Here is an 18,282-nt window from a genome sequence, read left to right as displayed (position 1 = left end):
GAAAGGCCGGAGAGATGGCCATAAAGGTGAGCGGTGACTGTTCTGTGACAGTTTCCGCCCACCGGCAAGACATTTGACGTCAGGCCGCTGCATCTGCTGCAAAGGATGTGACGTCGATAATGCGGTTGGCAATTTCGTCGCGCACATCCTGGTCATGAAGAATGCCCACCATGGCAACGCCCTGTGCCTTCTTTTCCTCGACCAGCCGGATGACAACGGCTCTGTTGGCAGCATCAAGAGACGCTGTCGGCTCATCCAGCAAAAGCACCGGATAGTGCGCAATGAAACCCCGGGCTATGTTGACCCGCTGCTGTTCACCGCCGGAGAAGGTGGCCGGTGGAAGCTTCCAGAGCCGCTCCGGCACATTCAGCCGTGCCAAAAGAGACCGGGCTGTTTCCAGCCCCTCCGTTTCGCTGGTTCCCTGCGCAATCAGCGGTTCGGCGACAACGTCTTCCGCGCTGACCCTTGGGATGGTCCGCAAAAACTGGCTGACATAGCCGATTGTGCGATCCCGCAGGCTCAGCATTTGCCGGGGTTCTGCGGTTGCGACATTAATGATCTCATCACCGGCGGTCACCAGGATCTGGCCTTCATCGCAGCGGTAGTTGCCATAGATCATCTTCAAAATTGAGCTTTTGCCGGCGCCGGAAGGGCCGCCAAGCACCACACATTCGCCGGAGGCAACGGAGAATTCGACATTGCTTACGACCGGAATAACCATTCCCCCTTGCAAATGCATGGTGAACGACTTGCCGACATTATTCAGATAAAGACGGACGGGCATGGGCGTGTCCTCAAACCTGCAAAATGGATGAAACGAGCAGCTGGGTGTACGGCTCGCGTGGATCGTCAAGAACCTGATCAGTCAGCCCGGCCTCGATAACGTTGCCATGGCGCATGACCATAATCCGGTGCGACAAAAGCCGTGCAACGGCCAGGTCATGTGTCACGATGATGACCGACAGTCCGAGATCCGCCACCAGGCGGCGCAGCAGATCGAGCAGCCGGGCCTGCACAGATACGTCAAGCCCGCCGGTCGGCTCATCCATGAACACGAGGCGCGGGTGGGTGACCAGATTTCGGGCGATCTGAAGACGCTGGCGCATGCCGCCGGAGAACGAACGTGGATCGTCATCGATCCGGTCACTGGCTATTTCCACCCGGCCGAGCCAATCATCTGCCTTCTCCCGGATCTTGCCATAATGCCGGTCGCCAACCGCCATCAATCTTTCCCCGACATTGGCGCCGGCGGAAACATTCATGCGCAAGCCGTCAGCCGCGTTCTGATGCACGAAGCCCCAATCCGTCCGCATGAGTAGACGGCGCTCGGCTTCCGACAATTGATAAAGATTGCGCATGGCGCCGTCCCGCATGCGGTATTCAATTGCCCCCGCTGTCGGCGCCAAACGTGTCGACAGGCAATTGAGCAGGGTCGTTTTGCCCGACCCGCTTTCTCCAACAATCGCAAGAACTTCGCCCGGCCAGAGATCGAAAGAGACGTCGGAACACCCGATGCGGTCGCCATAGTAGCGGGTCACATTGTGCACCTGCAGGAGCGGGTCTTCGGATTGATACACACTCATTCGCCTGCTCCTTTCGGGCTGCCGCCAATTTGGCTTGCCGCAGGATCTGCGGCCATGGGGCCGACATGCCCTTTGGCCCGCCGGTCTTCGCAGTAATCGCTGTCCGAGCAGACAAACATCCGCCCGCCCTTGTCATCGAGAATGACCTCGTCGAGATACACATTCTCTGCACCGCACAGCCCGCAGGGCTTGTCAAAGGTCTGCACTTCGAAGGGGTAATCCTCGAAATCCAGGCTTTTGACCTCCGTGTAGGGCGGAATGGCGTAGATCCGCTTTTCCCGCCCCGCGCCGTAGAGCTGCAATGCGGCCATCTGATCAATTTTGGGGTTGTCGAATTTGGGCGTCGGGGAGGGATCCATAACGTACCGGCCATTGACCTTCACCGGATAGGCGTAGGTGGTTGCGATATGGCCGTTCTTGGCAATGTCTTCATAGAGCTTCACATGCATGAGGCCATAGTCCTCCAGCGCATGCATCTTGCGTGTTTCCGTCTCGCGGGGCTCCAGAAACCGCAAAGGTTCAGGGATCGGCACCTGGAAAACGAGTATTTGGTCTTCGCGCAAGTCCTGCTCCGGGATGCGGTGCCGGGTCTGGATGATAGTTGCCTCGCCCGTTTCGGTGGTTGTCTTTACGCCTGCTGTCTTTTCAAAGAAACCGCGCAAGGAAACCGCATTTGTCGTGTCGTCCGACCCCTGGTCGATCATTTTCAGGCAATCGTCTTGCCCGAGGATCGATGCGGTCACCTGCACGCCGCCGGTTCCCCAGCCATAGGGCATCGGCATCTCGCGAGAGGCGAATGGAACCTGGTAGCCCGGAATGGCGATTCCCTTGAGAATAGCGCGCCGGATCATGCGCTTGGTCTGTTCGTCGAGATAGGCAAAGTTATAGGCACCATCATGTGTACCGGTTTCCAAGGCCTGATCCATAACGGTCATGTTGCGGCCCTCCGTTCTTCAAGGATCCTGGCATAGCTTTCCAGCCGCATTTCAAGCGTGCCGGTATGCAGTTCAAAAAGATGATTGTCGTCGTCATAGAAGTAGATCGACCGGCCTTCGCCCTCGACGCGCGGGCGCGGCGGCTTCAATTCCAGACCAAGGCGTTTGATGGCGTCCAAACGGGTTTCGAACTCCGCCTCTTCAATCTTGAAGGCAACGTGGTTATAGCTGCGCCGCGGCAACGGTTCGCCCTCCATTGCCGCGAGCCAGGCGTCTCCGACCAGAAAGAATTTTTCCCGGGAACTGGAAAATGTGTCTTCGCCACTTGAATAAACCTCCCGGCCGCAGAGAACACCGGTGACGATGTCCGCCATCCGGTCGAGATCTTTGACGACAAAGGTGATATGGCTGATTGCGGCGCTCATTCGGCGGCCTCTTGACTGGCTTCCTCGGCCCGCTCGCGTTTTTCGAACCATTCGGCACGCATCTGGCGGACCAGACCGAGTTCGGCCTGAAAATCCACGTAATGCGGCAGCTTCAGGTGTTCGACAAAGCCGGTTGCCTGGATGTTGTCGGAATGGGACAGGACGAATTCAGTATCTTGAGCGGGGGCTGCCTGTTCTTCGCCCAATTCTTCCCAGCGCAAGGACCGGTCGACCATGGCCATCGACATGGCCTTGCGTTCGACCTGTCCGAACACGAGGCCATATCCGCGCGTAAAGGTCGGCGCGGTTTTCGCCGATCCCTTGAATTGATTGACCATCTGGCATTCGGTGACCTTGATGGATCCGAGCGTGACAGCGAACCCCAATTCTTCGGCGAAGAACTCTATGTCCACTTCGCCATAGCGGATTTCACCGGCAAACGGATGCGTGCGGCCATAGCCGCGCTGCGTTGAATATGCGAGCGCCAGCAAAAAGCCTTCGTCACCACGGGCCAGGTTTTGCAGGCGGATATCCCGGTCTGCGGGGAAGGACAAAGGATCGCGGGTGAGGTCTCCGACCTGGGCATCCTCGTCGCCGGCCGGATCCGCTTCCATCAGGCCCTCGTCGCCCAAAAGATCGGTTACGCGCGGCATCGAGGTCTCTTCCGCCGGCGCGGTTTCGACCGCGAATTCGGGATCCCCCTCTTCTTCGGCGGCAAGTGTGAAGTCGAGCAGCCGGTGGCTGTAGTCGAAGGTCGGCCCTAACACCTGGCCGCCGGGCAAATCTTTGTAAGTCGCGGAGATGCGCCGCTCGACTAGCATCTTGGCTGTGTCCACCGGCTGGCTGTACCCGAAGCGCGGCAATGTGGTCCGGTAGGCACGCATCAAGAATGCGGCTTCGATCAGATCACCACGGGCCTGTTTGATGGCGAGCGCAGCCAGTGTTTCGTCATAAAGCGAGCCTTCTCCCATGACCCTTGCAATCGAATGCGCCAGCTGTCCGGCAATTTGCTCAAGAGTGAGTGCCGGTACGGATGTGTCGCCACGGCGGCGTTTTGCCGTCAGCTTGTGTGCATTACGGATGGCCTTCTCGCCGCCCTTTACAGCTACATACATGGCTTACCCTTCCAGCTGGTTGATACGGGAGGAGCGCGGCAGGGCAGCGACCTCAGCGGCTCCGGCAAATATGAGATCAACACCCCGGGGAAATTGCGCGTTGTTGGATTGAATCTGGGTCCAGAACACCGGCGGGAGGGGAGCACAGGCAATTGCCTGCTTTACCTTTATTCCAGGTCCGGTGAGCTCCACTGAGGGCCCCTGCCCAAGCAGCTGAACCATTAGAATAATCGTCGTTGAGCGGTCGGGATATTCAGCCGAGCCCTGATTGAAGGCCGCCAGAGACGGCATTTTTTCCGGTTCGGCCACAAGTGCAAAGGCGGCATCGACTGGTTCCGTTACGATTGGGGCACCGGTGTGGAACCGCAGGAAGCTTTTCACGGCTTCATTGCTCATCAACGGACGGTCCAGCCAAATGGGGGTGTCATAGTCAAACAAGGTCAAGGCAATGGCTGCGCCCGAGGCTGTCAGGGGTTCCGGGGGACTAAGATCGGCACATGTCAGTTTCCGGGTGGTGCCTGGACGTGCCATCGCGTCCATAATGCTCCGGAAGTTTGCTTGCGCATCGTGCACCGGGTCTTGGAAACCCGCGGCGAGCGCGGTGGCTGGTTTCGTTTGAAGCGCCATCAATCGTCACCCCGCACCATTGTGAAGAAATTGACCTTGGTGGCCTCGGTTTCCTGCCGCACCGTTTCCGTATCCGATGCCTTGCTGGCAGCCAGCGTGGAGATGATCTCGGTTTCAATCCGCTCGCGGTCTGCGGGACGTTGCCAAAGCGCATCGATCACAGCGGATTGAACCGCTTTCTTCTTGTTGCGCCCGAGACTGTAGGCACTGCCGGTTTCACCTGTTTCCAGCCGGACGACACAGCGCGTCACGGTGACTTCGCCGAGATTGAAGGGACTGCCGGTACCGCCCATGCGGCCCCTGACCATCACAAGGCCGGTTTCCGGTTGGCGCACCATGTCAAATTCAGGCGGTGACAGGGTTTCAAACTTTTCTGCAACTGCTTCGGGGGAGGCGGCAGCCAAAGTTGCCATCAACGCCTGCCGTGAAGCCGTTATATCGTCTGGTGTTTGGTCGGACGGGTGTTTGCTTTGAATCATAGCGCGCCTTTTGCGTTGGGCGGAGGCCGGGAAAGCGTCTGGATCGATTGTCTAGTGAATATTTGTATATTTGTCTATACAAATAAACTGATTGACTCTGTCGTACCGAAATTTGATGACGGTCGCATGACGAAATCTTCTTCTCTTGACCGCAGCGCGGGGATCGCGGTTTGGCGGCAGATCCTGGAAACACTGAAGGCCGAAATTATTAGCGGGGCGCTTGAAAAAGGCAGCCGCCTGCCGCCGGAGTCAGACCTTGCCACCCGGTTTGGCGTGAACCGGCATACGGTGCGCAGGGCAATTGCGGCCTTGACCTCAGAAGGGATTTTGCGGGCGGATCAGGGGCGGGGAACATTCGTCGCAGCAGCGCCGCTCACCTATCCGATCGGGCCGCGCACCCGGTTCTCCGAAATTGTATCCGGCCAGAACCGCGCTCCAAGCGGGCGACTCATCGGTTCCAGTCTGGAAGAAGCCGACGCGATGTTATCTCATCACCTGGAAGTCCCAATCGGAACTGTCCTGGTACGGATCGAAACATTGCGGGTTGCTGATAGTTTGCCGATCATGGTGGGCAGCAGCTGGTTTGAACATGCCCGCGTGCCCAACCTGGTGACGGACTATGCCGACAGTGGTTCGGTCACCGATGCGTTGGTCCGGGCGGGCATAACAGACTATGTGCGAAAGGAAAGCCGGATCACGGCGGAATTGGTAGAGGCTAAGGACGCGCAGCAGCTGGGCCTCGCCCTTGGGCAACCTGTCCTGGTCATCGAGAGCGTTAATCTGGATATGGACGGCCGGCCGCTTCAATATACGCGCGCCCGCGCCCCAGCCGACCGGCTTCAGCTCGTCGTCGGAGGAGACTAGATCAGCTTCCGGCAGTGCCCGGGAAAGGCACCTTTGGCGCCGGAACAGTCTCACAACTGCCCCGGCCTTCCGGGGGGCATTGGTCCCCCTAAACCCAGAATTTGGGTGTTTCTCTCGTCGAGTCCCAATAGCCTTTGGCATGTTGCCACATCGCTTGGCATTGGGCTTCATGCCATCCGATCACAAAACCGATGGCCTGAGAGGCAGGGAGTGCGTTCTTGCCGGTGACCTTGCACTTTTCAGGCAGGGTTTCAGCCATCGCCACGTCATTCAGATAGCCGAAGATGTCCTGCAGTTTCTTCATCCGCTTGAGCAGGGGTTTCACGGTGTCTTTCGGGTAGAGGCAGGCGAAGAACTCGATCCCGTAGCGCAGCTTTTTCATGGCCTTGCGCATGTCGTGCCGTTCCGGGACAGTTAGCTCATCCAGCCGCTTGCCGAACTTCAGGACCTTTTTCCAATGTTTTGCAAGGGCAAGGCTCGCAAAGGCTTCAATCGGCTGGGCAAGATGCGTGCTTTGGTCGAAGTCTTCCGGATCGAGCCATCCCCGGCCTTCCGTATAAGCGGCCAGATCAAGCAAGAACGCATTGACTTCGGCTGACTGAAGATGGGCCACCAAGGTGGACCGTGTGTCTTGGTCGCGGCGGGTGTTCAGGTCGTCAAGCAGCGCGTCAAATGTGATGCTGTCCGGCGCCTTGCCGATGACTGGGACGACAATTTCGTCAACCAGAACATCCAGATCGCGAAGCGCACCGGCTTCCGCTGCAATTTGCCGTGCAATCGCGTCCAGGGGCGCCATGGTCGCGGGATTAAGGACCGGCTTGAATATGCGGAAGGCACTGCGCAACCGGCGTAGTCCGACCCGCAGCTGATGGGGCCCCTCTGGATCGTCTGAGGCTAGAACCGCGAGCCTGTTTTCGCTGATTTGCGTCAGGCAGGAGCGGAGCACGTCCCGAAGAGCATGCTCGACCGATGTGCCTTGGCTGAAAACAACGGGCTCTGCGAATAACGGCTTGTGGGCTGCCTCGCTCCGGCCTTCTGAAGCGCGGTAGCCGCGTTCGGCCTTGCTGAAAGGCGAAAACCGGAAAGGAACGTCGTTGAGCAAGCCCTTCGCGGCATCGAACAGCGCCTGGCTGGGGCCTGACTTCAGCTCCATTTCCAGTTCCACCAGGGGATGGGTGGCATCGCCCGCGAGGATGTTGCCGGTATCAAACGCCAGTTCAATCTCCGCGCCGTCGCTTTCCCGCGTCAGGATCCGCGTGGTCCGTTTCATCACCGTCTCGAAGCACTCCGAGAGGGGCGCGCTGCCAATGGTTTCGCTCAAGATTTCGGTGACAGATTGATCTTCAATCACCCCAAAATCCAGCGCTCGGCCTTTGACCGGATGTTCCGCCTCGATCGGGGAGGAAAGACCGCCTAGAACGCCTGTCCCGATTTTGGCGGTCTGCACCCAACTGCGCCCGGATTTTCGAACGCGCAAGGAAATCTTCGACTGTCTCAGATCTTGTCCAGGCGTATCGAAGTAGATCGATTGCAGTGTCTTGGTAACAGCACGGCTCGCGCTGAAGCCATCGATAGCGCCCGCGCGTTTCATGGCGTCTTGCGCGGCCGGGTCCAGTTCGAGTTTTAACTCGATTTCTCGTCCTGATTTGCTCATGAAAGTATCTCTAACGAAGGCAATTTCCGTTGTCTAGAAAAAGCGCACAATTTGCACCTTAGTTGGCCGGCAAAGGTTTTTTGGAGCATGGGGTTTTCGCGCAAATAGCAGCAATCATTTGGCATTCGGGCCGGTTTGGAAGCCGGAAAACTGCGATGGCCGCCTCCTTGGGCATCGCTGGTCATGCCAGGGTTCCGACCCGCCAGGACCGGTTCCGGTAAAATTCTGCGTTGCCAGCCGTCTTAACGGCTTGCATCGGCCAAGGGGCGGTGATAATCACGCTCTCCGGTGTCAGTTGCCCCTCTGGCGGAACTGGTAGACGCGCGGGATTCAAAATCCCGTTCCTTCGGGAGTGCCGGTTCGATTCCGGCGGGGGGCACCACTTCTTTCATTTTAGGCCGTGACCGAGTTGCCGCCGCACAGGGCTGTGCGGATGCTGCTTTGTGTGCAGGCTTGGAAGTGCACGATAGATTGTCGGTCCGAGTGGTTTTGATGCGCGCCTTGATGCAGCACGAACACGCTGGCCGGAATGCGCTGGTTTTCCGCATTTCCGAAGGTGACTTTTTGCGCTGCAGCGGCTAAGGGAACAGCCATGATTAGACGCCTTTATGATTGGACACTGTCTCTGGCCGCCGGACCGCGTGCACCTGCCGCGCTCGGCTCCGTTTCTTTTGTCGAAAGTTCGGTTTTCCCGATCCCGCCAGACATTCTCCTGATCCCGATGGTCATCGCGCGGCGGGAAAAAGCCTGGTGGTATGCACTGCTGTGTACGTTGGCCTCTGTTGCCGGCGGCGTTGCGGGATATCTGATCGGCATGTTCTTGTTCGAGCAGGTCGCACAACCCGTCCTGCAATTTTACGGCAAGATGCACTATGTTGACGATTTCAAGCACATCTTCCAGGAGTGGGGCTGGTGGTTTGTGTTCATCGCCGGCGTCACTCCGTTTCCCTACAAGGTCATAACGGTTGCTTCCGGTGCGGCGGCGCTCAGCTTGCCGGTGTTCATCCTTGCGAGCTTGGTGTCGCGCGGTCTGCGCTTCTTTATCGTTGCCGGGCTTCTCTATTTCTTTGGACCGCCAATCAAGGACTTCATCGAGAAGCGCCTTGGCCTCATGTTTACCCTGGGCATGGTATTGCTGATTGGCGGTTTCGCAGCGGTCAAACTGATCTAACCGCCGGAGAGGATGTCATGACAGTCGACAGTCTTGCGCGAAATTCCGTGATCGTCTTGATCCTGGGCGGATTGGCCGTCATCGGAACGGCCTGGGGCTTTCAGATCATTGGCGGCTACGTTCCCTGCAAGCTATGCCTGGAACAACGTCTGCCTTATTATGCCGGCCTCCCTTTGGCTGCTGCTGGCCTTTTGCTGCTGCTGCGCGGGCGGGACGGGCTGGCACTGAGTGTCCTTCTCGCTGTCGCCGCCATTTTTGCGTATGGAGCAGGCCTTGGCATCTACCAGGCCGGGGCGGAATGGCAATTCTGGGACGGCCCGAATGATTGCGGCGGTGGCAGTGCTGCTCCCGCCTCTGCCGCCAACATGCTTCAGGCGCTTCAGTCCACGCGGATCGTCAGCTGCACGGAGGCAAGCTGGCGGATGTTCGGGTTGTCATTCGCCGGGTGGAATGCTGTCGCCTCCGCAGGTCTCGCCGGGCTTGCGCTTTTGGCCGCAGTGCTGTTGAAACAAGGGAAACGCAACGGCAGTGAGGGCGCATGACGGGTTCCAAAGATCCTCATGAGGAAAAGCGTAAAGAGGCACTGAAGGCGATTGACCGCGTGCAGGCCGAAAGCGAAACCGTGGCCGGGTCGACTTTCGTGCGGATGGCTGATCGTGCAAAAAATCACATGAGTGCGGCGGACAAGCCGGAAGAAGATCAGATCGAGGTCTGGGGAACACGGATCGGCCGAAGCGCCGGTTTGGTGTTCGCAATCGGGCTGGTGATTTATCTCGTCGTGACTTACGTCCTGTGACCGGCATGCCTTGGCACGAAAAAGACGCTAGATAGGAATAGAATGGCTTCCATTCATCCCATAAGCCGCAGCAAATGGTCGGAGCTGAAAGCTCCGGATCTGGAAGAATTCGAAGCAATGGCCAGCGAGACGCTCGCTACCTTGCCGGACGATCTGTTGCTCCGCTGCGGCCACATCCAAGTGACTTTGGCAGAATATGCACCCGATGAGGTGCTGGACGCGCTCTCGATTGAGGACCCGCACGACCTTCTGGGCCTTTTTGAAGGCGAAGGACTGACTTACGCGGGCGCGACCTTGCAAACCGGGCAGATGCCCAACCGGATCTGGCTGTTCCGGCGCCCAATCCTCGATTACTGGGCTGCCATGGATGAAACCCTTGGCGAAGTTGTGGCCCATGTTCTGATTCACGAGATCGGACACCACTTCGGCCTGTCCGATCAAGACATGGAACGTATAGAGGCCGCCGCTGATCGGTGAAACTGCGGCGGCCTCCTGTTGTTTGTCATCGCTCGCTGGAGTTACTCAGCCGCTGCCTTCTGGGCGCGCTCAATTGATTCAGCGATCATGCGTTTTGCCGCTTCCGCTCCTTCGACACCGGTCACCTTGACCCATTTACCGGGCTCAAGATCCTTATAGTGCTCGAAGAAGTGCTTCACTTGCGCAATCGTGATTTCCGGCAGGTCACTGATGTCGTTGATATTGTCGTAGCGCTTGGTCAGTTTGTGGGTCGGGACAGCAATGATTTTTTCATCCTGGCCGGACTCGTCTTCCATCAGAAGAACGCCAATCGGGCGGCAATTCATGATGGCGCCGGGTACGATCGGCCGCTGATTGACAACAACCACATCAATCGGATCGCCGTCGCCGCACAATGTGTGCGGAACAAAGCCGTAATTGCCCGGATAGCGCATCGGTGTGTACAGGAAGCGGTCGACATACATCGCACCGGCTTCTTTATCCATCTCGTACTTGATCGGTTCACCGCCGACAGAGACTTCGATAATGACGTTGATGTCTTCCGGCGGGTTCTTGCCAATCGGCACGGCGTCAATACGCATCTTGAGAGCTCCTGTTGATCTTGCAGCGTCTATGACAATCCCGCCGACGAAGTTCAAGCCCTTAATTTTGCGTTGCACCCAAATGGTGAACGTGCGTCTATGAAGAGGTGCGGCCAGGAGAAACGCAAATGCTTGCTGCTTGCCAGAAAGGTTTTTGGAGCGCCGGCTTGTTTGCAGCCGCAATGGCGATTGCAGTGCCACCGGCGGCGAGTGCAGAAATTTCGAGCACATACACCAAGATCAACCTTGATCAATGTACGGTTTTGGAAGTCCCGCCGGAAGATGAGCCGGGAACGTTTGGCGGCTCCTGGATTTGCGAAGGGTACAACGGGATCCCGGTGTATGTTGCCGAAGGGGATCTGCGGATGTTTGTGTCTTTCGGGCCGGAGGCGCAAAATGAACCTGCCGCCGCGCAGACCCTTCCCAGCTTCAATACAGTCAATGACGTGCTGGAATGGCGCTTAAAGGATGGAATTCCGTTTGCCACGATCCTGCGCTGGTTTCCCAGTCTTGAGGATGGATCGACGGGGAGTGTCCTGATCGTGACACAATACCGTCCGGGTGGGTTCACATGCCAAATTGCCATGATTGATGCCCGCCTGAATCCGCATGCCAACGGCATCGCCAGAGAGGCGGCGGACCAGATGGGAGGCAAGTTGATGTGCTCCGGACCGCCGCTCGTTTTGGGCGATCCCGGCGTGCTGGCTGATCAGTAGCAATCAGTCCGCACGAGTCTGATGTGACCGGTCAGGCCAGGTGTAGATCGATATCTCTAGACGTCGGCTGCCGATCTTATACCAGGATGTCCCGCTCCTGCTGCCTCCCATTGCCCTGTAAAACGCTCTTGCGGGTTCGTTTTCGGACAGGACTTGAATTGCAAGACCGGACAGGGAGCGATTGGCCAGGGTCGTACGCACATGTTCGAAAAGTGCTCGGCCAAATCCAAGGCCCTGATACTCGGGCTTCAAATAAAGCTCGTAAATTTCGCCTTCCATGCCGGTTGCCTTCAGGCGGCATGGCCCGAAGGTCGCGTAGCCCGCGGGAGTTTCGCTGACGGCCAGGATCTGAATATTCACGCCCCGTGCCAGCGCGCCTTGCCACCAGGGCTCGCTCCGGCGGGAGATCAGTTTCTGAAGATCCAGACCGTTCAGGACACCGCGGTAGGCGCCAAGCCAAGCTTCGTTATGGATCCCGGCGAGCGCCTCGCAATCCGTGGTCTGTGCCGCGCGTAGATTGAGCATGTCGGTCATCATAGCCCCATGAGGATACATCAGGCGGTGCAACAGGGAAGCCGAAATGCGGTGCTTGTCTCAGAATTTGAAGAAGGCTGCCGGGACCTTGGCTTTTATGACAATGCGTTGCCAATGCTTGGGAAGGTCTGAACGTGAAAAGGGCCGGCTTAAAGCCGGCCCTTCAGTTGCCCTGACGTTTGACTCATTAAATCTGGAAGACTGACGGCCGCCTCCGGGGGGCTGGGGGGCTAATGCATTCCGAAGTGAACGCCAATCTTTCCCATCAGGGTATGAGGATAATATGGATATTCAAAATGGCTGGCCAAGGGCTGGAATGCGGCGAAATCATGGAATTTTAGTCATTGTTTGCGGGCAAAGTTCCGCAACGGTAAATTTGAGCCGGTTCATCTGCAGCCGGTCTATCTGCGCGCATCTTGGGCCGGCAGGACCCGTTATGAACAGCCTTACTTGCCAAAAGGGACAAAGGCGACGCATCATGACAAACAGGTGACGGTCGGGGCGCTGTATGAAAGCCACTTCCGGGCACCGGCGCAGGCATTATGGAGGCGGAATGAGCGAAGCCGATGAGAACGCGTCGCAGCAGGCGGCAGGTCTGAGCACGAGCCTTGTTTCTCAGGCAAGCGCCCCGCCAGCTTCCCCTCCGAATTCTGTCGTTTCTTTCAATCGCAGAGAACTTGACACAATTTTGCGCCTCTATGGGCGGATGGTCGCTGACGGTGAGTGGCGTGACTATGCCATCGACCTTCTCAAGGAAAAGGCCGTATTTTCGGTTTTCCGGCGTTCATCCGAAATGCCGCTTTACCGGATCGAGAAGGATCCCAAGCTTGCCCGTCGGCAAGGCGCCTACTCGGTCGTGGCAACCGGCGGGATGGTCCTCAAACGAGGGCACGATTTGTCTCAGGTCTTGCGTGTTTTGGAAAAGAAGAAGCATCTTCGGGTCGTCGGCGCGTAATCCGCTGCTTGTGCGGCTGCAAAACCTGTCCCGATGAGACTCACAAAAAAGCCCGGCACGATGGCCGGGCTTTTGTCTTTGGCCTTTATCTGGCGCTTATTCGCGGTTGCCGAACAGCTGCAGCAGCATCAGGAACAGGTTGATGAAGTCGAGGTACAGGCGCAGCGCACCCATAACAGACTTTTTGGTCGCCACTTCGTGACCATCGCCTTCGTAGTACATTTCCTTGATCTGCTGTGTGTCGTAAGCCGTCAGGCCGGCGAAGACCAGAACACCGATCACGGAAATTGCGAACTGAAGCGCGCTGGATCCCAGGAAGATGTTGACCAGCGATGCGATGACGATACCGATCAGACCCATGAACAGGAAGTTGCCCCATCCGGACAGGTCTTTTTTGGTTGTGTAACCGAAGATGCTCAAGGCGCCAAACGATGCTGCCGTGATAAAGAACACGCGCGCAATCGACCCGCCTGTGAAGACCAGGAAAATAGACGACAGTGAGATCCCCATGATGGCCGCGTAAACCAGGAACATAGCACGTGCAGAGGAGGCGCTCATGGACTGGATGCGGAAGGAAAGCCACATCACCAGACCGAGCGGCGCCAGCATGACCACCCACTTCAGCGGGCTTCCATAAAGGGCGTTGCCAAGGGCTGTCAGGCCGACCACCTGTCCGGCGTCATTCGTGACGACGGCCATCATGTAGGTACCGATAGCCAGGAAGCCGGTCAGCGCGAGGCCCAGCGTCATGTAGTTGTAAACGCCTAGCATGTAGGCGCGCAGGCCCTCATCGATGCCGGCCTCGGCGCGTGTGCCGGCGACCGTGTAGGTGCCTTGAGATTGACGGTCAAAGGTCGACATGGTCGTGTTAATCCCCTTCTAGTAAGACATTGCATGTGACATTACATGCAACACAACTCCCACAACATATGGGAAAGTACGGACCCAAGCACAAGATGGTTTTTCTGAAAAAATCGTAATGTTTTTGGCCGGGCCCGCTGTTTTCGCCCGTATGATTAAGAAGGTTGTTACTTCATCGCCTTCAGCCGGGACGCAATCTGACGGTCGCAGTCGCCGCCTGGATTACGGACAACCTGTTCGGAAGCGAAATCCAGAATTTCACGCTCTTGGTCGCGCATTTGCGCGTCAGTCACACCCGGTTTGAACAGCTGGAGAACGGCATAGTCACCACCTGCGTCCGTAAAGAAACCGATTGGTTTTCCGTTTTCCGTTATGCCCATGCGTCCGACGCGGACCTGCTCCACCGTTACATCACGGCTTTCGCCATCGATTGTCAGTTTGCTGCGGGACAGGTTCAAGCGGTCTAGATCGGAGCTTGCGGTCCCGACCCAGTTTCCGAAGAAGCGTTTGCCCTTGCCTTCCACCGAAAGGCAGGAATTTTTATAATTCGGAATAGACAGGCGCTCCGCCGTCACTTCAAACGCTTCTTCACCCTTTGGTGCCACCGTGTACTTCATGGAGTGTTCGCCGGTCCGGTAAACGCGAATGCCTACCGGCGTGTAGCCGCTGTCGCCAAGCGTGCGGGTGAAAAAGTCGAACTGGTTGGCATCATTGGTACCTGCGCGGCGATAGAGCCAGCGTTTCGGAAGCCCGTCTTCAAAGACCAGCCAGTCGCTGACCACCAAGCCCCGGGGACCGTCTGCGGTGTTGAGCTGCCAAACACCCGTGTGGAAGGGACTTTCGGCTTGCGCGACCGAAGTCAAAGAAAGGGTAGTTGCAGCGGTCAATGCCGCGGCGGTCGCAATTTTTTTGAAGAATGATTTGATATTAACTGATTTCATGAGTTCGACCCCTTTGCATACTCACCCAGACTATCTTTCCGGATAGCCAAGAACAAAACGTCATGCAAGTTGTGTGGGGCTGAAGACCGTCAGAAAAAGTGTTTCATCAAGTCAGAGTTTTTCCGGCATTTATCGTATTCATTGGTTTACTCATAGATTTCTGAGGACGGGGGCGGGTTTTTCGCCCAGAATCCGCCACGTGCCAATCAGACCGAACCCGACAGTCAAAACCAGGGCGGCCAGTGCGGCGCCCGCAGCTGTCACCGGCATCAGGACAAATGTTCCACCCATTATCTGGCTGATGACATACCAGGCGGAGACCCCGCCCGCGACCAGAGCGAACAAGGCTGTGCTCAGCCCGAGGATCGCATATTCGAGACCGTAGGCGAGAATGAGCCGTGTCCGTGTCGCACCGAGGGTCTTGAGAATGACCGCATCATAGATCCGGCTCCGGTGCCCTGCGGCCAGTGCGCCTGCAAGAACAAGGACACTGGCGATCAGCGTGATCGAGGAGGCACCGCGGATCGCCCATGCCAGCTGTGCGACCAGGTCATTGACCTGGGAAATGGCGTCTTTCACCCGCACTGCCGTAACAGTGGGGAATTCGTTCGACACGATTTTCAAGAGCGAGAGCTCTTTCTCCGGCGATACATCCTGGTCCCAGCCGAGGGTCATGAGATTTGCATGCGGGGCTCCGGCGAAAGTGTTGGGCGAAAACACCATGACGAAATTGATCGCAAGCGATTGCCACTCGATGTTGCGCAGGTTGGCGATTTCAGCGGTGATTTCACGTCCGAGCACGTTCACTGTGAGCTCGTCACCGATCTCGAGCCCGAGTTCCTCTGCCGCTTCTGCATCAAATGACACCAGAGGCTTGCCGGAATAGTCTTCCGGCCACCAGTCGCCGACGGCAAGGTCTGAGTTTTCCGGCAGATTTGCATCATATGTGATGCCCCGGTCGCCGCGCAGGATCCAGCCGGAGCCTTCCTTTGCCGGAACGTATTCTGATGAAAGGATACCGTTCAGGCTGACAATCCGCCCGCGCAGCATGGGCACGCTTTGAAGTTCGCTTTCTGGCGCTTCAGTGCGCAGCAGCGCCTCGAAAGCATCTCTTTCATGGCTTTGAATGTCGACGAAGAAAAAGCTCGGTGCTTCCCCGGCAATGCTTGTCGTCAATTCGCGGCGCAAGTTGCCATCAATCAGGGCAAGCGCGACGAGCAGCGACAGGCCGAGGCCGAGAGACAGGACGACCGAAGGCGTCAGTGAACCGGGCCTATGAATATTCGCGATGGCCAGCCGCAATTCGGTCGACCTGACCGGGGGCATGCGTTTTGCCGCTGCCATGATCAATCGGGCAACCGCAACCAGCAACACATATGCACCCGCGGATGCAGCGATGTAGACCGTTGCCATGAACTTGTCATGGGACAGAAAAATCGCGATGGCGGCCAGACCGGTGACAGTCAGTCCGGTGGCAGCCAGATAGCGCTTTCGGGGCCATTTCGGGCCCTGGCTGACGATATCTCGGAAAAGCGCTGTTGGTGGCACATCGTGGGCCCGTCCAAGTGGCCAAAGGGCAAAAGCAAGTGCGGTCAACAGACCATAAAGAAGCCCAAGGCCAAGTTCGGCAGGATAAATGCTCGCCGCAAGTTTGATCGGCAGAACACCGGACAAGGCAATCCCGGCGACAAATGGGATAACGGCGCCGATGACCAGGCCAATAGCGATCCCGATAAGCGCCAGGGCCAGCATCTGTACAAGGTAAATCTGAAAAACAAACCCGCCGGTCGCGCCCAAACACTTGAAGCTGGCGATGACCTCCCGTTTCGTTTCCAAAAATGCCCGGATCGCATTGGCGACGCCAACACCGCCAACGACAAGAGCCGTCAGGCCGACGAGGGTCAGGAACTGCGCGAACTGGCCAATGCTGCGCTGAAGGCCCGGCGATGCATTGGCCTTTGAGCGGACACGCCATTCAGCGCCAATGTCCGTCGCCTCGATGTCATCTTCCAATGCGTCGACCGCTTCCATGCCGGGTGCAGGATCCATGCGGACCCGGTAATGCCAGCGCACAAGACTTCCCGGTTGAACAAGATCCGTTGCACCGACCGCATCGTTGGAAATCATCAACCGCGGGCCGAACTCCATGCCGCTAGAAAGCTTGTCAGGTTCGACGTCCAATACATCGGTAATCGTGACGGCCGAGCGTCCGAGATTGATCTGATCACCGACTTTTGCGTCGAGCCGTGCGAGCAGGGCGAGTTCTGCGACTGCGCCCCAAGTTCCGTCCTGTTGCCGCGCGAGTGCCTGTTCGAGCGGTTGGCCGGATTGCAGCTGCACGGACCCATACAGCGGGTAAATACTGTCTACTGCTTTCAGTTCGACAAGGGCCTGGTCTCCGGTATCGATCCGTCTTGCCATTGCGCGCAGAGTGGCAATTTCAGAGGTGTCTCCGAGCGCGGCTATGTAGGCGCGTTCGTCCGGTTCCGCCTGGCGGTGGATCCGGGAAAAGGAGAGGTCGCCGCCCAGGATCGCTTGGCCCTCTTGCGAAATGCCGTCTGTCAGCGCCCGGGAAACCGATGTGACACCGGCAATCGCGGCGACGCCAAGGGCAATACAGGCAATGAAAATGTAAAAGCCCTTCAGGCCGCCGCGCAATTCGCGCAGGGCGAACCTAATAGCAAGTCTGAATGTCTGATTACCCGCGTTTGGTGGCCCGGCAACAAACCCGCTCATGCGGTGGCCTCACGCTGGGCTGGTTCAGCCAGCTGATCTTCCTCAATTGTGCCCGAACGCACCCGAATCATCCGGTCGCATTTTGCTGCAAGCGCCGGGTCATGGGTGACAAGAACGAGCGTGGTGCCACGCTCCCGCTGGGCTCCGAACATCAGCTCAACGATTTGGGTCCCGGTTGTGTCGTCGAGGTTTCCTGTTGGTTCATCCGCAATCAAGATTTCCGGCTCCACCACAAGCGCCCGGGCAACGGCCACGCGCTGTTGTTCTCCGCCCGACATCTGTGCCGGGTAGTGATGCAGCCTGTGGCCGAGACCGACAGCTTCAAGTTCGGCGGCTGCTTTGTCGAATGCAGCCGCATCACCGGCCAGTTCCAGCGGAACGGCTACGTTTTCCAGAGCGGTCATGTTCGGAACAAGGTGGAATGACTGGAAAATGATTCCAACGTTGCGCCCCCGGAATTGGGCCAGCTGGTCTTCGCTCAACGGACCCAGTTCGGAACCGGCGACACTAACACTGCCGTCGTCCGCGCGCTCCAATCCGGCCATCACCATCAGCAGTGTCGACTTGCCGGATCCGGATGGGCCGACGAGCCCGACGGATGTCCCCTTGTTGATGTTGAGATCGATCCCTTTAAGGATATGCACCCTGCCGGCACCGTCGCCCAATGTCAGATGCACATTCTTCAGAGCGATCGCGGGTTGTTTTGTCATTCTGCGGCCTTTGTCATAACTTGCGCCGGTCGGCAGGGCGGTTTTACACCCTCGACAATCAAACACTGGGTGACCATATGGGCCTATCGGCCGGTCTCTTCCAGTCCCGGTCCTGATTGAAA

Annotated in this window: 22 protein-coding genes and 1 tRNA gene; 8 read left to right on the top strand and 15 right to left on the bottom strand. The window is 57.7% G+C overall.

All coding sequences use genetic code 11. The features are described from left to right. Positions 1-79: 79 nt before the first annotated feature. Genes phnL through phnG form a run of 7 tightly spaced genes read right to left on the bottom strand, consistent with a single transcriptional unit; the run spans position 80 to position 5,164 of the window. Positions 80-784: a phosphonate C-P lyase system protein PhnL gene (gene phnL, locus E1180_RS18135; protein ID WP_155193343.1), complete on the bottom strand. Its 705-nt coding sequence runs from the start codon at positions 782-784 to the stop codon at positions 80-82. Positions 785-794: 10 nt separating this feature from the next. Further along, positions 795-1,583: a phosphonate C-P lyase system protein PhnK gene (phnK, locus tag E1180_RS18130; protein WP_155193341.1), complete on the bottom strand. Its 789-nt coding sequence runs from the start codon at positions 1,581-1,583 to the stop codon at positions 795-797. Then, a complete protein-coding gene (locus tag E1180_RS18125; RefSeq protein ID WP_155193577.1) occupies positions 1,580-2,509 on the bottom strand; it encodes an alpha-D-ribose 1-methylphosphonate 5-phosphate C-P-lyase PhnJ in 930 nt (309 codons plus the stop codon). The genes phnK and E1180_RS18125 overlap by 4 nt, the downstream gene beginning before the upstream one ends. Before the next feature lie 5 nt (positions 2,510-2,514). After that, positions 2,515-2,943, bottom strand: coding sequence for a FosX/FosE/FosI family fosfomycin resistance hydrolase (fosX, locus tag E1180_RS18120; RefSeq protein WP_155193338.1), 429 nt, complete (start codon positions 2,941-2,943; stop codon positions 2,515-2,517). Further along, positions 2,940-4,058, bottom strand: coding sequence for a carbon-phosphorus lyase complex subunit (locus E1180_RS18115; protein WP_155193335.1), 1,119 nt, complete (start codon positions 4,056-4,058; stop codon positions 2,940-2,942). The genes fosX and E1180_RS18115 overlap by 4 nt, the downstream gene beginning before the upstream one ends. A gap of 3 nt (positions 4,059-4,061) precedes the next feature. Further along, on the bottom strand, positions 4,062-4,685 hold the full coding sequence (gene phnH / locus E1180_RS18110) for a phosphonate C-P lyase system protein PhnH (protein WP_155193333.1): 624 nt from the start codon (positions 4,683-4,685) through the stop codon (positions 4,062-4,064). Further along, a complete protein-coding gene (gene phnG, locus E1180_RS18105; RefSeq protein ID WP_155193331.1) occupies positions 4,685-5,164 on the bottom strand; it encodes a phosphonate C-P lyase system protein PhnG in 480 nt (159 codons plus the stop codon). The genes phnH and phnG overlap by 1 nt, the downstream gene beginning before the upstream one ends. Positions 5,165-5,290: 126 nt before the next feature. Here phnG and phnF point away from each other — a divergent pair, with 126 nt between their 5' ends. Then, positions 5,291-6,028 carry a phosphonate metabolism transcriptional regulator PhnF gene (gene phnF, locus E1180_RS18100; protein ID WP_155193329.1) on the top strand — a complete coding sequence of 246 codons (738 nt, stop codon included), beginning with the start codon at positions 5,291-5,293 and terminating at the stop codon, positions 6,026-6,028. An 88-nt stretch (positions 6,029-6,116) separates the two neighbouring features. On the opposite strand, the gene E1180_RS18095 is transcribed toward phnF, so the two are convergent. Next, entirely contained in the window at positions 6,117-7,682 is a 1,566-nt protein-coding gene (locus E1180_RS18095; RefSeq protein ID WP_155193327.1) for a CYTH and CHAD domain-containing protein, read from the bottom strand. A gap of 297 nt (positions 7,683-7,979) precedes the next feature. Between E1180_RS18095 and E1180_RS18090 the strand changes: the two genes are divergently transcribed. Next, a tRNA-Leu gene (locus tag E1180_RS18090) sits at positions 7,980-8,064 on the top strand. A gap of 11 nt (positions 8,065-8,075) precedes the next feature. On the opposite strand, the gene E1180_RS18085 is transcribed toward E1180_RS18090, so the two are convergent. Then, positions 8,076-8,276 (bottom strand): hypothetical protein, encoded by a 201-nt coding sequence (locus tag E1180_RS18085; protein WP_155193325.1) that lies wholly within the window; start codon positions 8,274-8,276, stop codon positions 8,076-8,078. Here E1180_RS18085 and E1180_RS18080 point away from each other — a divergent pair. Genes E1180_RS18080 through E1180_RS18065 form a run of 4 tightly spaced genes read left to right on the top strand, consistent with a single transcriptional unit; the run spans position 8,275 to position 10,126 of the window. After that, the gene (locus tag E1180_RS18080) at positions 8,275-8,853 is read left to right on the top strand and encodes a YqaA family protein (RefSeq protein WP_155193323.1); all 579 of its coding nucleotides are present in this window, start codon (positions 8,275-8,277) and stop codon (positions 8,851-8,853) included. The genes E1180_RS18085 and E1180_RS18080 overlap by 2 nt on opposite strands. A 17-nt stretch (positions 8,854-8,870) precedes the next feature. Beyond that, positions 8,871-9,395 (top strand): disulfide bond formation protein B, encoded by a 525-nt coding sequence (locus tag E1180_RS18075; protein ID WP_155193322.1) that lies wholly within the window; start codon positions 8,871-8,873, stop codon positions 9,393-9,395. Then, positions 9,392-9,649, top strand: a complete 258-nt coding sequence (locus tag E1180_RS18070; RefSeq protein ID WP_155193320.1) for a hypothetical protein — start codon at positions 9,392-9,394, stop codon at positions 9,647-9,649. Before E1180_RS18075 ends, E1180_RS18070 begins: the two co-directional genes overlap by 4 nt. Positions 9,650-9,691: 42 nt before the next feature. Further along, a complete protein-coding gene (locus tag E1180_RS18065; protein ID WP_155193318.1) occupies positions 9,692-10,126 on the top strand; it encodes a metallopeptidase family protein in 435 nt (144 codons plus the stop codon). Positions 10,127-10,167: 41 nt separating this feature from the next. On the opposite strand, the gene ppa is transcribed toward E1180_RS18065, so the two are convergent. Next, positions 10,168-10,707 (bottom strand): inorganic diphosphatase, encoded by a 540-nt coding sequence (gene ppa / locus E1180_RS18060; RefSeq protein WP_155193316.1) that lies wholly within the window; start codon positions 10,705-10,707, stop codon positions 10,168-10,170. A 167-nt stretch (positions 10,708-10,874) separates the two neighbouring features. Between ppa and E1180_RS18055 the strand changes: the two genes are divergently transcribed. Further along, positions 10,875-11,423, top strand: a complete 549-nt coding sequence (locus E1180_RS18055) for a hypothetical protein (RefSeq protein ID WP_208997225.1) — start codon at positions 10,875-10,877, stop codon at positions 11,421-11,423. Between the two features lie 3 nt (positions 11,424-11,426). Here E1180_RS18055 and E1180_RS18050 read toward each other — a convergent pair whose 3' ends face one another. Further along, positions 11,427-11,948 carry a GNAT family N-acetyltransferase gene (locus tag E1180_RS18050; protein ID WP_208997224.1) on the bottom strand — a complete coding sequence of 174 codons (522 nt, stop codon included), beginning with the start codon at positions 11,946-11,948 and terminating at the stop codon, positions 11,427-11,429. Positions 11,949-12,510: 562 nt separating this feature from the next. Between E1180_RS18050 and E1180_RS18045 the strand changes: the two genes are divergently transcribed. Further along, positions 12,511-12,912 (top strand): DUF2794 domain-containing protein, encoded by a 402-nt coding sequence (locus tag E1180_RS18045; protein WP_155193315.1) that lies wholly within the window; start codon positions 12,511-12,513, stop codon positions 12,910-12,912. A 96-nt stretch (positions 12,913-13,008) separates the two neighbouring features. On the opposite strand, the gene E1180_RS18040 is transcribed toward E1180_RS18045, so the two are convergent. The 4 genes from E1180_RS18040 to E1180_RS18025 all read right to left on the bottom strand — a co-directional run bounded on the left by E1180_RS18040 (position 13,009) and on the right by E1180_RS18025 (position 18,160). Then, positions 13,009-13,773, bottom strand: coding sequence for a Bax inhibitor-1/YccA family protein (locus tag E1180_RS18040; RefSeq protein ID WP_155193314.1), 765 nt, complete (start codon positions 13,771-13,773; stop codon positions 13,009-13,011). A 167-nt stretch (positions 13,774-13,940) separates the two neighbouring features. Further along, a complete protein-coding gene (locus tag E1180_RS18035; protein ID WP_155193312.1) occupies positions 13,941-14,714 on the bottom strand; it encodes a hypothetical protein in 774 nt (257 codons plus the stop codon). 150 nt (positions 14,715-14,864) lie between these two features. Next, complete coding sequence (locus E1180_RS18030) at positions 14,865-17,450, bottom strand: ABC transporter permease (RefSeq protein ID WP_155193310.1); 2,586 nt, start codon at positions 17,448-17,450, stop codon at positions 14,865-14,867. Continuing rightward, positions 17,447-18,160, bottom strand: a complete 714-nt coding sequence (locus E1180_RS18025) for an ABC transporter ATP-binding protein (protein WP_155193308.1) — start codon at positions 18,158-18,160, stop codon at positions 17,447-17,449. Before E1180_RS18025 ends, E1180_RS18030 begins: the two co-directional genes overlap by 4 nt. Positions 18,161-18,282 lie beyond the last annotated feature (122 nt).

Source organism: Roseibium denhamense (genome assembly GCF_009711415.1).
Taxonomy (GTDB): domain Bacteria; phylum Pseudomonadota; class Alphaproteobacteria; order Rhizobiales; family Stappiaceae; genus Roseibium; species Roseibium denhamense.
Note: the sequence above shows the minus strand (reverse complement) of the source record. Positions and strands in the feature narration are given on the sequence as shown.